The organism is Rhizobium leucaenae USDA 9039 (assembly GCF_000426285.1).
Lineage (GTDB): Bacteria > Pseudomonadota > Alphaproteobacteria > Rhizobiales > Rhizobiaceae > Rhizobium > Rhizobium leucaenae.
Genome location: NZ_AUFB01000007.1, coordinates 17116 through 31777, shown reverse-complemented (window position 1 = coordinate 31777; position 14662 = coordinate 17116). Strand labels below are relative to the sequence as shown.

Annotated in this window: 12 protein-coding genes and 1 riboswitch; of the genes, 8 read left to right on the top strand and 4 right to left on the bottom strand. The window is 60.0% G+C overall.

From position 1 onward, the window contains the following. Positions 1–55: 55 nt before the first annotated feature. On the bottom strand, positions 56–1054 hold the full coding sequence (locus K290_RS0112480; protein WP_028752237.1) for an ABC transporter substrate-binding protein: 999 nt from the start codon (positions 1052–1054) through the stop codon (positions 56–58). 833 nt (positions 1055–1887) lie between these two features. Then, entirely contained in the window at positions 1888–2127 is a 240-nt protein-coding gene (locus tag K290_RS38170) for a hypothetical protein (RefSeq protein ID WP_154668593.1), read from the bottom strand. Positions 2128–2265: 138 nt separating this feature from the next. On the opposite strand from K290_RS38170, the gene K290_RS0112465 reads away from it, so the two are divergent. Then, positions 2266–3720: a cobyric acid synthase gene (locus K290_RS0112465; RefSeq protein ID WP_028752236.1), complete on the top strand. Its 1455-nt coding sequence runs from the start codon at positions 2266–2268 to the stop codon at positions 3718–3720. Positions 3721–3762: 42 nt separating this feature from the next. Here K290_RS0112465 and K290_RS0112460 read toward each other — a convergent pair whose 3' ends face one another. After that, a complete protein-coding gene (locus K290_RS0112460) occupies positions 3763–5559 on the bottom strand; it encodes a chloride channel protein (protein WP_028752235.1) in 1797 nt (598 codons plus the stop codon). A gap of 179 nt (positions 5560–5738) precedes the next feature. Then, positions 5739–6136, top strand: a riboswitch (cobalamin riboswitch). Positions 6137–6240: 104 nt separating this feature from the next. Here K290_RS0112460 and cobU point away from each other — a divergent pair. The 7 genes from cobU to cobO are packed head-to-tail and all read left to right on the top strand — an operon-like array spanning position 6241 to position 13856. Next, on the top strand, positions 6241–6768 hold the full coding sequence (cobU, locus tag K290_RS0112450; protein WP_028752234.1) for a bifunctional adenosylcobinamide kinase/adenosylcobinamide-phosphate guanylyltransferase: 528 nt from the start codon (positions 6241–6243) through the stop codon (positions 6766–6768). A gap of 5 nt (positions 6769–6773) precedes the next feature. Continuing rightward, positions 6774–7823 (top strand): cobalamin biosynthesis protein CobW, encoded by a 1050-nt coding sequence (gene cobW, locus K290_RS0112445; protein ID WP_028752233.1) that lies wholly within the window; start codon positions 6774–6776, stop codon positions 7821–7823. Positions 7824–7877: 54 nt separating this feature from the next. After that, positions 7878–8159, top strand: coding sequence for a type II toxin-antitoxin system RelE/ParE family toxin (locus K290_RS0112440; RefSeq protein ID WP_028752232.1), 282 nt, complete (start codon positions 7878–7880; stop codon positions 8157–8159). A gap of 11 nt (positions 8160–8170) precedes the next feature. Then, on the top strand, positions 8171–8470 hold the full coding sequence (locus K290_RS0112435; RefSeq protein WP_028752231.1) for a HigA family addiction module antitoxin: 300 nt from the start codon (positions 8171–8173) through the stop codon (positions 8468–8470). Between the two features lie 24 nt (positions 8471–8494). Further along, positions 8495–12619: a cobaltochelatase subunit CobN gene (gene cobN / locus K290_RS0112430; RefSeq protein ID WP_028752230.1), complete on the top strand. Its 4125-nt coding sequence runs from the start codon at positions 8495–8497 to the stop codon at positions 12617–12619. Then, positions 12616–13215, top strand: coding sequence for a dimethylsulfonioproprionate lyase family protein (locus tag K290_RS0112425; RefSeq protein ID WP_028752229.1), 600 nt, complete (start codon positions 12616–12618; stop codon positions 13213–13215). The genes cobN and K290_RS0112425 overlap by 4 nt, the downstream gene beginning before the upstream one ends. After that, on the top strand, positions 13212–13856 hold the full coding sequence (gene cobO, locus K290_RS0112420) for a cob(I)yrinic acid a,c-diamide adenosyltransferase (protein ID WP_028752228.1): 645 nt from the start codon (positions 13212–13214) through the stop codon (positions 13854–13856). Before K290_RS0112425 ends, cobO begins: the two co-directional genes overlap by 4 nt. On the opposite strand, the gene K290_RS0112415 is transcribed toward cobO, so the two are convergent. Further along, positions 13857–14591: a helix-turn-helix transcriptional regulator gene (locus tag K290_RS0112415; RefSeq protein WP_028752227.1), complete on the bottom strand. Its 735-nt coding sequence runs from the start codon at positions 14589–14591 to the stop codon at positions 13857–13859. Positions 14592–14662: the final 71 nt, after the last annotated feature.

Here is a 14662-nt window from a genome sequence, read left to right as displayed (position 1 = left end):
GCGGCTGCGAATGCGGGAACTGGCGGCTTATCCGGCCACCAGTTCCGTCGTCTTGTCAAAGCGAAGCTTTGACCTTGGTGGCAACGTCCGGAGAAACCCACTTGGTCCACATGTCGGGGTAGGTCTTCAGGAAGTATTTTGCGCCGTCTTCGTTCGTGCCCTGATTGTCCGTCATCCAGGCCAGAACCTTGCCGACCGTGCCGTTGTCCCATTTGCGGGTCTTGACGTAGTCCATAGCAACGCTCGCCTTTGAGGCAAAGTTCTTGGTCACGACGGTATAAACATCGGAAACCGGATAGGAATTGACCTTCGGATTGGCGCAATCCTGGATCGCGGTGCAGGCGTCCCATTCCTTCTTGTCATGCGGCACATTGAAGCTCAGGCGCACCATATCGTATTTGCCAAGGATCGCGGTCGGAGCCCAGTAATAGCCGAGCCAGCCGGTCTTCTTTTCGAAAGCATTGGCGATAGAGCCGTCGAGGCCGGCGGCCGAACCCGTGTCCACCAGCGCGAAGCCGAGCTTTTCTGCGCCGAGAGCCTTATAGAGATTGGCCGTGGAAATCTGGCAGTTCCAGCCCGATGGGCAATTGTAGACCGCACCTTTCGAGGAATCTTCGGGGGCGGGGAAAAGCTCCGGATGTTTCAGAGCGTCCTGAACGGTTTTGATATCCGGGTGGGCGTCGGCGAGGAATTTCGGAATCCACCAGCCTTCGACGCCACCATCGCTGAGGAGGGGAGCTGCCTCGATCAGGCGGCCTTCGGAAACGGCCTTGTCGAGGGCGGTGCGCACGGCGTTGACCCAGAGTTCGGGCGCGACATCGGGCTCGCCCTTTTCGTCCATGGAGGCGAACGTCGGCTGCGTGTCGCCCGTGACCAATGTCACGTTGCAGCCATAGCCGTTCTGCAGGATGATCTTGTCGACCTGTGCGGCGACGCCGGCGGATGCCCAGTTCATTTCGGCAATCGACACGTCGCCGCATTCCGCAGCCTGTGCCGAGCCAGCCAAAGCATAGGCACCCAGTGCGAAGATGGCGGAAGCGATAAGCTTCTTCATTGGATAATGTCTCCCAGTTGTCGTTAAGTTACGGAAATCGACTCCAGCAGACATGATGCCTTGCCGATCCCCCGTCAGCGTGGTCGCACCACAACCGTTCACCCGCCGCTGACGACGTCTGCCCGGTCCCCTGTTTTGCTGTCGTGCATTTGCTCTTTATGTGGCTACGGAACCTTCTCGCAGCCGCGTTTTTTTGCATCGACGGGGTGCAGCCTAAGGATTTGAATGAAGAAATCAACCTGTCGTCGGCTGTGCGGACTTACTACGCCTTGTCGAAAAGCTTATATAAGAGCTTGAATTAGCCTATTTTCCGCTATTCATGGCTGTAAAACAGGCATGTAAGACACGGAAGCACGCGCTGCGTACTTGCAGAGATCGATGCCCGCTCAAATATCGCGTCCGTCGAAGACCTTTTTTATTCCATTCACGCCGTTTTCGGTCTCTGGAAGGAAGTCGAAAAAAAATCGAAAAAATTCCGGATTCATTCTTATTTAAGCCCTTAATAACTGTCCGGTAACGATGTCCGGCTATCAATCGGCGCGTGGCAGGGAACAACCTGCCTCTCCGGATCAGGTAGTGCGTACCGGAGGAAGCGAGCCTTGCAGTGTGAGATGCAAGCGAGCCGGCGTTTTTTGGCAAACCGCGTTGATCTCCGAGATCGCGCGGTTTTCGCGTTTAGGGCATTGGCTAACGGACGCGGGCAGAATCGTTATAGGATAACGCTCAGGCGCGGACCGACGCACGGCTTGCAGCACCTGGCGGAAACAATAAAGCCGCGTATGCAAGTTGCATGGCGGCTTTGCTGTGCGATAGACCTGCGGCTTGACGGCCAATCAACCGACGTTATAGGTGCGGATGAAGCCGATCAGGCCGAAGCGCGTATCGAGCTGCTGCAGGCGGTTGTCGGGGCGGCGCGACGGCAGCTTGGAGTTCCAGGCGATCTGAATGGAATTCTTGTTGTTGAAGATGAAGAGCATCGGGGTTTCCTCGGGCCGGATCCACCGGCTTTCGTTGTTTGATTTGCGATGGAGATAATCCTCTTCAGCATCATGAACAATGGAGGAAGTCGTCATCCATTGTCGCAAATAGAGCATTTTAGGAAGTGGTGCGTTTTTGCCTCGGATTCCCCGTTTCCAGCCGTTAACCTTCGCGGCGGATTCAGGGCAAAATCCATGATTTCCAGTAGTAGTGCCACATCGGAGCAATAACGGATGACAAAGGCGATCATGCTGCAGGGGACCGGCTCTGATGTCGGAAAAACGGTATTGGTCGCCGGGCTTTGCCGGTTGTTTGCCAACCGGGGCGTTCGGGTGCGCCCGTTCAAGCCGCAGAACATGTCGAACAATGCTGCGGTCGCCGAAGACGGTGGAGAGATCGGCCGGGCGCAATGGCTGCAATCGCTGGCCGCGCGCGTGCCGTCGTCGGTGCATATGAACCCGGTGCTGTTGAAGCCGCAGTCGGAGACCGGCAGCCAGATCATCGTGCAGGGCAAGGTCTGGGGACAGGCCAAGGGCAGGGATTATCAGGCACTCAAACCGCAATTGCTCGGCGCCGTCCTGGAGAGCTTTGCGACCATGCGCGCCGGAACCGATCTTGTGATCGTCGAGGGCGCCGGTTCGCCGGGCGAGATCAACCTCAGACGGGGCGATATCGCCAATATGGGTTTTGCCACCCGCGCCAATGTCCCGGTCGTGCTGGTTGGCGATATCGATCGGGGCGGCGTGATCGCGTCGCTGGTGGGCACGCATCATATCCTGCCCGAGGAAGACCGGCGGATGATCCGCGGCTACCTCATCAACAAGTTCCGCGGCGACATCTCGCTGTTTGGCGAAGGTGTGGATGCCATCGGGAGCTTTACCGGCTGGCCTTGTTACGGTGTCGTCCCCTGGCTCAAGGCGGCAAGCCGGTTGCCCGCCGAGGACTCTGTCGTGTTGGAGCGGCTTGCGCGCGGCTCGGACGGCGCGTTGAAGATTGCCGTGCCGGTGCTGCCGCGCATCGCCAATTTTGACGATCTGGATCCGCTACGCGCCGAGCCGGATGTCGATCTGGTTTTCGTTCGCGCCGGTGATCGGTTGCCAGCGGATGCGGGCCTCGTGGTCCTGCCGGGTTCAAAGTCGACGATAGGCGATCTCATGGACTTGCGGGTGCAGGGCTGGGATCGGGATATAGCTGATCATGTCCGCCGCGGCGGCCGCGTCATCGGCATTTGCGGCGGCTATCAGATGCTCGGCCGCATGGTGCACGATCCACTCGGCATAGAGGGATCGGTAACGGAACTGCCAGGGCTCGGCCTGCTGGATGTCGAGACGGAGATGGCGCCGGAAAAGACCCTGCGCAACAGCGTGGCTTTTTCCAGGGAATACGACGCGCCGCTCTCCGGCTATGAAATCCATCTCGGCGTGACGCGCGGCGTCGACTGCGACCGACCCTCGACCATGATCGACGGCCGGCCCGATGGCGCGCTCTCCAGTGACGGCCGGATCATGGGCACCTATCTGCACGGGCTTTTCACCAGCGATACCTATCGGGCAAAGCTGCTGGCAAGCTTCGGCCTGACCGGCGAGCGGATGGACTACCGCGCCGGCGTCGAGGCGGCTCTGGACGAGGTCGCGACAGAGCTGCAGGCCGTCCTCGATCCGGCCTGGCTCGACAGCCTGGTGCAGTAGAACGGCTCAGCTTTTCACGGAAATGCAGAACCCTGAATTTCCCTAGAGCTCGCCTGAAACCTCGCGGCGGCGGCGATCGAGTTCTTCGCTGTAGCGGCGCAGCGTATAGCTTTCGGTCAGCAGGCCGATCACCCTGCGTTCGATCAGGTCGTTGATAACCACCAACGCTTCGCTTTGGGTCTGGTCGAACAGGGCCGCCGCCTGTTTGGCATTCATCTGTGGCTGCAGGAAGTCGTTGCGATGGCGGATGAAATCGGCAAGGCCGTGTTCCTCGTCGTCCTTCTCGACCGGGCTCGCATATATGTCGGGCATCAGCACCATGCCGGCATATTTCTCGTCTTTGTCGATAAGAATGACGCGTTGCGCCGAGCCGATCGGAAAATGCTGGCGAAATTCTTCGATGCTCATGTCGATAGGCGCCGTGTGCACGTCCGGGCGCATCATACGGGCGACCGTGAGGTTGCGGATCCAACCGACGTCGTGGGCGCTGCGGATGCTTTCGCCGCGCAGATGGAAGCGCCATGTGGCGAAGGAATAACCGAAGGTGGTGCGCACCACCAGCGACGAGGTGATGACGGCGGCGAGCACCAGGGCAGTGATCGGAAAATCGCCCGTGATCTCAAGCGCCAGGAAGGTCATCGTCAACGGTCCGCCGATGATGGCGACGGCAAGCGAGCTCATGCCGACGACAGCATAGACGGCGGGCGTCAGCGTGGCGTGGTCGAAATAGGGGCCGCAATAGGCAAAGATCTTGCCGAGCAGCCCGCCCATGAACAGCGACGCGAAGAACAGACCGCCTCTGAAGCCGGAACCGATCGACACGGCAGAGGCCAGGGATTTCAGGATAAAAAGCCCCGTCAGTGCGCCGAGGGTTACATTCGTCGACAGGTTGAGATGCAAAGCGCCATGGCCGGCCGACAGAACCTGCGGCGAGATCAGCGCCAGCAGGCCGACAACGAGGCCGCCGAGCGCGGGGCGAAGGGGCGGGGCGATGGAACTCTTGCGTGCAAACTCTTCGACCCAGGCGACGCCTTGCATGATCAGGATGCCGATGCCGGCGCAGAAGGCACCGAGCAGGACGGCCGGGAGATAGTCGGCAGGGACGATCGCGCCGAAATGATCGATGTCGATGGCGAAATCATCACCGGCGAGCAGTCTTGCGATCATCGTCGAAATCAGCGCTGAGACGACGACTGGCGTCAGCGTGAGAATGGAATAGCTGCCGATGATCAGCTCGAAAGCATAGAAGGCGCCGGTGAGCGGCGCATTGAAGGCGGCGGCGATGGCGCCGGCAGCGCCGCAGCCGACGAGCATGCGCAGGTCAGCCCGGCGCATCTGCATCTTATAGCCGAATTTCGACGCAATGCCGGCGGCAAGCTGGGTGTAACCCGCTTCAAGTCCGACAGAGGCACCGAATCCGTTCGAGATCAGGTTCTGTACCGCAACGAGGATACTGTCGGTGAGCGACATACGGCCGCCATGCAGCGCATTGGCTTCAATGGGGTCGACCATCGGCTTCTTGCGCGTGCGGGACAATATGTAGATCAGGATGCCGAGGATGATGCCGCCGGCTACGGGTGCAATAAGAAGCACCGACTTGTCTGGTATCGCCACCGCCGCTGAGCTGAGGCGCTCATAGTCGGTTATGCCATAGATGATGCTGTGAAGCTTGCGCGAGATGAAGCTCATCGTCGTCACGGCGCAACCGGAGACTATTCCTGCCAGCGCGCCAGCGAAAACGAGCCCCAGTTCGCCACGACGAAGCAATGCCCTGAACCGACCGAGATCGAATAGAGCCGAGAAGACGCCGAGGCGACGCGGTTGGAATTTCTGTAACATGGAGAACGGACGACAGTTTTGTGCTCAAAGCTATATGCTCGGCTTCTATAAACTCCTAACATCAAAGAAATACGGCAAAAAGAGCGGCGAATGCCGAGACTTTTATGCATGTTTCGCCGTTGGAACAGCGGATGTCGCATCCGCCGCCTTGATTGACTTGCCGGGGCCGAGAGCCTAATCATTGCGGCATAACGAATGGTTCCCGAGCGGCGATCTGTCGCATGGGATGAAAAGGGAATGTGAAGGAGCGGACCCAACTCGGGCGTTCTCATCACAGCCGACCCCGCGACTGTAGAGCGGTCAGGGTCTTTCATCCGGTTTGAGGGCGTTTCGCTGATCGTCCGCATGGTGCGGGCAGGTGAAAGCAGCTTCAAGCCGGAAAAGCCACTGGCGTGGCATCATGATCAACCAGGGCTGGACGCCTCTAAATCTACGAATCGTCCGCTTTTTCATGATGTTTGCCGGGAAGGCGAGAGAGACTTGCTGGTGCAGGAGCGGAGGCGACCGGTTTCGGTCCGCCCCCGCTAGCTGCGCCTTATCCGCGAGCCAGGAGACCTGCCATACGTGCCGGGCGCAAGGCCCACCCCAGGGACGGATGTCTCGGCTGCCAGCACGGAGGTTGTCATGGCGCGAAATGAGTTTTTGGCGTGCAGTCGCCTGCTTTCGGAACGGGGATAGTTCATGACATCCCCGTCTTCCCAGGCCGTCTTCGTTCTCGGCGGCGCACGCTCTGGCAAATCCCGATTCGCCGAATCGCTCGTCTCGGACACTGGCCTCGATCGTCACTACGTGGCGACGGGCCAGGCTTGGGACGATGAAATGCGCAATCGCATCGCTCAGCATCGCGCCGATCGGGGTGACATTCTCTGGACGACGCATGAGGAGCCGCTCGATCTGACCGCCCGGCTGGCGGCGATCGACGGCGAGGGCCGCGCTGTTCTCGTAGACTGCCTGACGCTTTGGGTCACCAATCTGATGATGGCCGAGCGCAATATTGCGGCGGAATTTTCCGCTCTCACCGAATTTTTACCGGGCGCAAAGTCGCGTCTTGTCCTCGTTTCCAACGAGGTCGGGCTCGGCATCGTGCCCGAAAATCGTATGGCGCGCGAATTCCGCGATCATGCCGGCCGGTTGCACCAGATGATCGCGGCGGCGAGCGCCGAAGTCTATTTTGTCGCGGCAGGGCTGCCGCTGAAAATGAAGGGTTGATCCGCATGAACCAGGAAAAAATTCCCGCCACCGTCATCACCGGTTTCCTTGGCGCCGGCAAGACGACGATGATCCGCAACCTCTTGCAGAATGCCGGCGGGAAGAAGATTGCTTTGATCATCAACGAGTTCGGCGATCTCGGCGTTGACGGCGACGTGCTGAAGGGCTGCGGCGCCGAGAATTGCACCGAGGACGATATTATCGAGCTGACCAATGGCTGCATCTGCTGCACCGTGGCGGATGATTTCATCCCGACCATGACCAAGCTTTTGGAGCGTGAAGCGCGTCCCGACCATATCGTCATCGAAACCTCCGGTCTTGCTCTGCCGCAGCCGCTGGTCGCTGCTTTCAACTGGCCGGATATCCGCACCCAGGTCACCGTCGACGGCGTCATCACGGTGGTCGACAGCGCCGCCGTAGCCGCCGGCCGTTTCGCCGATGACCACGATGCGGTCGAGGCCCGCCGTGTCGAGGATGAAACGCTCGATCACGAAAGCCCGATCGAGGAGCTATTCGAAGATCAGTTGACCTGCGCCGATCTCATCGTTCTCAACAAGACCGACCTCATCGACGTCGCCGGCCTCGGCCGCGTCCGTACCGAGGTTGCCTCGCGCACCGCCCGCAAGCCGACGATCATCGAAGCGAAAAATGGTGACGTTCCGGCCGCCATCCTCCTCGGCCTCGGCATCGGCACCGAAGGCGACATTGCCAACCGCAAATCGCATCACGAGTTGGAGCACGAGGACGGCGCGCCGCACGATCACGATGAATTCGACAGCTTCGTCGTCGACCTCGGCCCGATCGCCGATCCGGCTGCCTTTATCGACAAGCTGAAGGGCGTGATTGCCGAGCATGATATCCTGCGCCTCAAAGGTTTCGTCGATGTGCCAGGCAAGCCGATGCGCCTGCAGATCCAGGCCGTCGGCAGCCGCGTCGACCATTATTTCGACCGGGCATGGACGCCGGGCGAAGAGCGCCAGACCCGGCTTGTAGTGATTGGGCTGCATGAGATGGATGAAGGGATCGTGCGCAAGGCGATCGAGTCGCTTGTTTGATTCTGTATCGGATCATGATACATTGTCTATGTTGTGCTGAGAATTGAGATAGCGGTGATCGCTTCATACAAAGGGAAGTTCGCCGAAACAGTTGCTTCGGGTGCTGTGCCGAAAGGCTTTCCCGCCGATCTTGTTCGTTCTGCGCAACGCAAGCTGACAATGTTGAACCATGCGGTTGTGCTGGACGACCTGCGATCGCCGCCCGGCAACCGGCTGGAGCGTTTGCAAGGTGATCGCTCCGGCCAGCATTCGATCAGAATCAACGACCAATGGCGCATCTGCTTCCTGTGGACCGAAGCTGGACCGCGTGATGTCGAGATCGTGGATTACCACTGATGGAGTGAAACATGACTGAGACCAAACTTCCGCCTATCCATCCCGGTGAAATCCTGCGGGAAGAGTATCTGAAGCCATTGGCGATGAGCGCTGGTGCTCTGGCGAAACATCTCAACGTGCCCCGAACACGCATTGAGAGACTGGTATCGGAGGAGACCGGAGTAACACCGGATACGGCGCTTCGGCTTGCGCGGTTTTTCAGCACGACACCGGATTTCTGGATGGCGATGCAGACGGGTTATGATCTCGCTATCGCGCAAGCGGAAAAGAGCGATGTATTCGCAGCCATCAAGCCGCTCGAAGCGGCCTAAATAAACGAAACGAATTGGGGCGGCATGCATCTCCTTCTAGCTCAAAAAGGAACGATCAGCGACGGCGAGGAGGCGATTGATCTCGGTCAGTCGCCGGGCGATATCCTGTTTCTGTCGGCCGCCGATACCGAGCTTGCGGCGATAGCCGCTGCCTATGGGCAGGGGGGAGCCGCACATTCCTTGCGGCTCGCAAGCCTGATGAGCCTCAAGCATCCTATGTCCGTCGACACTTATATCGAACGGACGGCGCGGCATGCGAAGCTGATCATCGTGCGGGCACTTGGCGGTGCCAGTTATTTTCATTATGCACTGGAGGCGCTGCATGCCAGCGCCGTTCGCAACGGCGCTTTCATCGCCGTTTTGCCGGGGGATTCGAAGCCCGATCCGGGGCTGACGCCGTTTTCCAATGTCGCGCTCGAGGATCTCAATGCGCTGTGGTCCTATCTGATCGAAGGCGGCGACGCCAATTCGCGTGACTTTCTCGGTTATGCCGGGGCGATGCTATCGGGCGCCGAGAAGCCGGCGCCGGCAGCTCCGTTGATGAAAGCGGGAATCTGGTGGCCACGCAGGGGTGTGATCGGGGTCGAGGAGTGGAGGACGTTTTCCGAGCCGTGCGGAGGCGCCCCCTCATCCGCCCTTCGGGCACCTTCTCCCCGAGGGGAGAAGGGGAAAATAGAGAGTGCGGCATCCTCACCCTCGCCCCAGCGGGGAGAGGGTGGCGCGATAGCGCCGGGTGAGCGGGCGATCACGGGTTCGGAGATAGCGGGACTCGACGCTCCGACCGTCGCCATTTCTTTCTACCGTGCGCTTGTTCAGAGCGGTGAAACCAAGCCGGTCGAAGCCATGATCGAGGCTCTTGTTGCCGAGGGCATGCGGCCGCTGCCGGTGTTTGCCTATAGTCTCAAGGATCCCGTTTCAGTCGGCATTCTCGAAAGCGTTTTTGCCGAGCTGAAGCCGGATGTTGTCATCAACACCACCGGTTTTGCCGTTTCGGCGCCGGGTGCGGATCGCCAGCCAACCGTGTTGGAGGCGAGCGACGCCGTTGTGCTGCAGGCGATCTTCTCCGCATCCTCCAGAGAAGCTTGGGAAACGTCATCACAAGGGCTATCGGCGCGCGATCTCGGCATGAATGTCGCGCTGCCGGAGGTGGATGGGCGCGTGCTTGCCCGCGCCGTCTCGTTCAAGGCGGCGGCACGTTATGATGATCGTGTCGAGGCCAATATCGTTGCGAGCGAGCCGGCAGCGGACCGCATGCGGTACACCGCCCGATTGGCCGCCAATTGGGCGCGTCTGCGCAAAACGCAGCCGCAAGACCGGCGCGTGGCGCTTGTCATGGCCAATTATCCGAACCGCGACGGACGGCTCGGCAATGGCGTCGGGCTCGATACGCCGGCGGGCACGATGGAAGTGCTGAAAGCGATGCAAACGGCGGGTTATCCGGTTGCCGACCTGCCTGCCGATGGCGACGCGCTGATGCGGCACCTGATGAATGGCCCGACCAATTCCGGTCATGACGGGAGGATCGTGCGCGAGGCGCTTTCCATAAGGGAATACAAGGATTTCTTCTCGTCTCTTCCCATTCAGATTCAGGAAGAGATCGCTGTACGTTGGGGCGATCCGGAGAGCGATCCCTATGTTCGCGAGGGTGCCTTTGCACTGCCCTTCACCTGCTTCGGCGACGTGCTAGTCGGCATCCAGCCCGCGCGCGGCTACAACATCGATCCGAAGGAAAGCTATCATTCGCCGGATCTTGTGCCGCCGCATGGCTATCTCGCTTTCTATGCCTTCCTGCGTCAGTCCTTCGGCGCGCATGCCGTCATCCATATGGGTAAGCACGGCAATCTCGAATGGTTGCCGGGCAAGGCCCTGGCGCTGTCGGAAACCTGCTATCCCGAAGCGATCCTCGGGCCGTTGCCACATCTCTATCCCTTCATCGTCAACGACCCCGGCGAGGGCACGCAGGCCAAGCGCCGCACGAGCGCCGTGATCATCGACCACCTGACCCCGCCTTTGACCCGCGCCGAAAGCTACGGCCCGCTCAAAGACCTCGAAGCGTTGGTGGACGAATATTACGAGGCCTCCGGCGGCGATCCCCGACGCATTCGGCTGCTGCGCAAACAAATTCTCGATCTGGTCACCGATATCGGCCTCGATCAGGACGCCGGTATTGCCAAGGGCGAGGGCGAGGATGAGGCGTTGAAGAAGCTCGATGCCTATCTCTGCGACCTCAAGGAAATGCAGATCCGGGACGGGCTGCACATCTTCGGTGTCTCGCCATCCGGACGGCTGCTGACGGATTTGACGGTGGCGCTGGCGCGTGTACCGCGTGGCTTGGGCGAGGGTGGCGATCAGAGTTTGCAGCGGGCGATCGCGCGGGATGCAGGACTCACATTATCATCCGAGTTTGCCGTTTGCCCCCACCCCCCCTCGGTCGCTTTCGCGACATCTCCCCCACAAGGGTTAACCTGCAGCATCCCGTCGTATCAAACAAACATCGAAGCTGTTGACGCTATGCGTGATGTTTTGGGCGAGCAGAGCGGCATACTCCCATCAATTTCCCCCCTGGGGGAGATGTCAGCGAAGCTGACAGAGGGGGGTATCTCTCCGCATGTACCGTTCGATCCTTTGGATCGCGATATGGCCGCAGCATGGACCGGCCCGCGCCCCGATATTCTCGCCGACATTTCCGACGCTCCCTGGCGCACCCAGGGCGATACGGTCGAGCGTATCGAACTCCTGGCTACGAGCTTCGTCGCCGGCGAAATCGCATGTCCCGAAGACTGGCCACAAACCCACACCGTCCTCGCCGAAATCGAATCTCGGCTCAAGCCTTCGATACTTGCCTGTGGCGACGCCGAAATTGCTGCTCTTATGAAGGGCCTCGACGGCCGGTTCGTGCCACCAGGTCCATCGGGCGCGCCGACGCGCGGCAGGCCGGATGTCTTGCCGACGGGTCGGAATTTCTATTCCGTCGACAGCCGCGCCGTCCCGACGCCGGCAGCCTATGAGCTGGGCAAGAAATCGGCCGAGCTGCTGATGCGCCGCTATGTGCAGGATCACGGTGAGTGGCCGGTTTCCTTCGGGCTGACGGCCTGGGGCACGTCGAATATGCGCACCGGCGGCGACGATATTGCCCAGGCGCTAGCCTTGATCGGTGTCAAGCCGGTCTGGGACATGACCTCGCGGCGGGTTACCGGCTATGAAATTATCGCGCCGGCAAAGCTCGGGCGGCCGCGTGTCGATGTGACGCTGCGCATTTCCGGCTTCTTTCGCGATGCTTTTCCAGAGCAGATTGCGCTGTTCGACAAAGCGGTCCGCGCGGTTGGGGCGTTGGATGAAGATACCACTGACAATCCCATTGCGGCCCGTATGCGCGGCGAGATTGCGCGGCTGGAAGCCGCTGGGCTGGATGAGACATCGGCGAGCCGGCGGGCCGGTTACCGCGTCTTCGGTTCGAAGCCCGGGGCCTATGGAGCGGGATTGCAGGCGCTGATCGACGAAAAGGGTTGGGAGAGGCGCGCCGATCTGGCGGAGGCCTATCTCGTCTGGGGCAGCTACGCCTATGGCGCAGGCGAGGACGGGAAAGCCGAACGCGGCGTGTTCGAGGAGCGGCTACGTTCGATTCAAGCGGTCGTGCAGAATCAGGATAATCGAGAGCACGACCTGCTGGACAGCGACGATTACTATCAATTTGAAGGCGGGATGGCGGCTGCAGCGGAGCAGCTCGCGGGCGCTCGTCCGTCGATCTATCACAACGACCATTCCCGACCGGAAAAGCCGGTCATCCGCTCGCTGGAAGAGGAGATCGGCCGTGTCGTGCGCGGCCGCGTCGTCAATCCGAAGTGGATCGATGGCGTCATGCGCCATGGCTATAAGGGCGCCTTTGAAATAGCAGCCACGGTCGACTACCTCTTTGCCTTCGCGGCGACGACAGGCGCCGTGCGCAATCATCATTTCGAGGCGGTCTATCAGGCTTTTGTCGTCGATCCCACGGTGCGCGATTTCATGGCGGAGAAGAATCCGGCCGCTTTGCAGGAGATGAAAGAACGTCTGCTCGAAGCGATCGATCGGCGGCTCTGGACGCCACGCAGCAATTCGGCGCGGTTCGATCTGGAGACTTTGACCGGCGATAAAGAGATCGTCGCTTGAGCGCGGTCGACGATCTTCTCAAGGTTTTCCATCGCTACGTCGCTTCGCGGAGCGATCCGCTATTGAAGCGTTTCGTCGAAGGTTTTGATTGGCGGATGGAGGAGCGGCCGCTTGCGGCGCACAGTCTGCCGGTCGTAGATTATCTGAATTTAGTCCGCCGGCCAGCCGACGCCGCAGAAGGTGAGCTGTTTTCCAGCCTTGCGGGTGCGGCAAGCGGATTGCACTGGGCGCAGACCTACAGCATTGCCAACTTCGGCGCCGATTTTCTGCAGAGATATGGCTGGGTCGAGCTTTTTGGGACGCGCGGCCACTTTGTCAGCAATGACATGGCCGGCGGCTTTCTGCTGCTCGGATCGGATGTGCATTATCCGGATCACCATCATATCGCCGAGGAAATCTATATTCCGCTGACCGACGGTTCGCTGTGGAGCAAGGACAGCCAAGCCTTCCTGCCGCGCTGGACGGGCGAAATCATTCATCATCCCTCGGATATTCGCCATGCCATGCGAACCGAGGAAACACCGCTGGTGGCGCTTTACCTTTGGCGAGGCGGACCACTGGCGCAGAAATCGACAATTCCAGGGAGGACCGAATGAGCGAAGAGACGACCGAAACGGGCACTGAAGCACCGAAGAACGATGAAGCCCGTCATGCGGAGAAAATGGCCAAGAAGAAGGTCGCGCGTGACAAGATCATGTCGAAGAAAACGGACGAGAAGGGGCTGATCATCGTCCATACCGGCAAGGGCAAGGGCAAGTCGTCGGCCGCCTTCGGGATGATTTTCCGTCACATCGCCCATGGGAAGCCGTGTGCGGTGGTGCAGTTCATCAAGGGCGCGATGTGGACCGGCGAGCGCGATCTCATCGAAAAGCATTTCTCCGATATCTGCCAGTTTCACACCATGGGCGAGGGGTTCACCTGGGAGACGCAAGATCGTGCCCGTGACGTGGCTGCCGCCAGCGCTGCCTGGGAGAAGGCCAAGGAGTTGATCCGCGACGAACGTAACTCGATGGTGCTTCTCGACGAGATCAACATTGCGCTCCGCTATGATTATCTCGATATCAATGACGTCCTCGACTTCCTGAAAACCGAAAAGCCGTACATGACGCATGTTGTCTTGACCGGCCGTAACGCCAAGGAAGAATTGATCGAGATTGCCGATCTTGTCACCGAGATGGAGCTGATCAAGCATCCGTTCCGCTCCGGCATCAAGGGACAGCCGGGCGTCGAATTCTGACTAGAGCAGAGAGGCGCTTCGGTCGGCGGCGGCGATGTAGATCTTCGGGTCGCCGATGCGAAAGGTTGTCTGCTGGAGTTCGGCAGAGCGGATGCGGTCGACGCGGAAAGTTCTGATGTCGTCACGCAGGTGATCCCAGGTGATGAGATACCAGACCGGCGCATTGAAATAGAGGAACTGCGGCTCGATTCGGCGGCTGGTGACAACGCCGTCGCCAGCCTCGTAGTCGATGATCACCTGCCGCTGTTCGAAGAAGGCTTGCGATATCAGCGCAAGATTGGCTCGGCTTGGCGGCACATAGCTGTTGACGACGTTGAGCGTTGCCGGCGCGCCGACGATAATCCGGCGCCGCAGGTCTCGGATGCGGCCCTGATAGCCTTCAGCGAAGGTGGCGGAGACCTTGCGCTTGATCGATGTGAGATGCTGCAACAGCAAGGGCGAGCCGACTTTTTCGGCGATGGTGATGCTGAGCAGCAGATCGATGGTTTCGAGATGATCGAGATGCAGCCTGCCGAGCGACCAGCTACGGTGCAATTGCATGCCGCCGCCACGGCCGCGGTCTGCATCGATCGGCAGGCCGTTCTGGCGCAATAGCGCAATGTCGCGATTGAGGGTGCGCAGGCTGACGCCCATCTCGGCCGCAAGCTCGGCAGCGGTCGCATGCTCGCGTTCGCGAAGCAGCCCTTTCAGCTCTTCAAGCCTGTTCAGCCTTGTTCCATCTGCCGTGCGCGCCATGGCTGAAATATGTCGTTATCTGTCCTATTAAGCAATAGACCACGCCCATCCAACTCAGCCCGAGGAAAAGG

Excerpts from the sequence above, each read along its gene's own strand:
- K290_RS0112480 (WP_028752237.1), bottom strand. The coding sequence starts at position 1,054 with ATGAAGAAGCTTATCGCTTCCGCCATCTTCGCACTGGGTGCCTATGCT.
- K290_RS38170 (WP_154668593.1), bottom strand. The coding sequence starts at position 2,127 with ATGACGACTTCCTCCATTGTTCATGATGCTGAAGAGGATTATCTCCAT.
- K290_RS0112465 (WP_028752236.1), top strand. The coding sequence starts at position 2,266 with ATGACAAAGGCGATCATGCTGCAGGGGACCGGCTCTGATGTCGGAAAA.
- K290_RS0112460 (WP_028752235.1), bottom strand. The coding sequence starts at position 5,559 with ATGTTACAGAAATTCCAACCGCGTCGCCTCGGCGTCTTCTCGGCTCTA.
- cobU (WP_028752234.1), top strand. The coding sequence starts at position 6,241 with ATGACATCCCCGTCTTCCCAGGCCGTCTTCGTTCTCGGCGGCGCACGC.
- cobW (WP_028752233.1), top strand. The coding sequence starts at position 6,774 with ATGAACCAGGAAAAAATTCCCGCCACCGTCATCACCGGTTTCCTTGGC.
- K290_RS0112435 (WP_028752231.1), top strand. The coding sequence starts at position 8,171 with ATGACTGAGACCAAACTTCCGCCTATCCATCCCGGTGAAATCCTGCGG.
- cobN (WP_028752230.1), top strand. The coding sequence starts at position 8,495 with ATGCATCTCCTTCTAGCTCAAAAAGGAACGATCAGCGACGGCGAGGAG.
- cobO (WP_028752228.1), top strand. The coding sequence starts at position 13,212 with ATGAGCGAAGAGACGACCGAAACGGGCACTGAAGCACCGAAGAACGAT.
- K290_RS0112415 (WP_028752227.1), bottom strand. The coding sequence starts at position 14,591 with ATGGCGCGCACGGCAGATGGAACAAGGCTGAACAGGCTTGAAGAGCTG.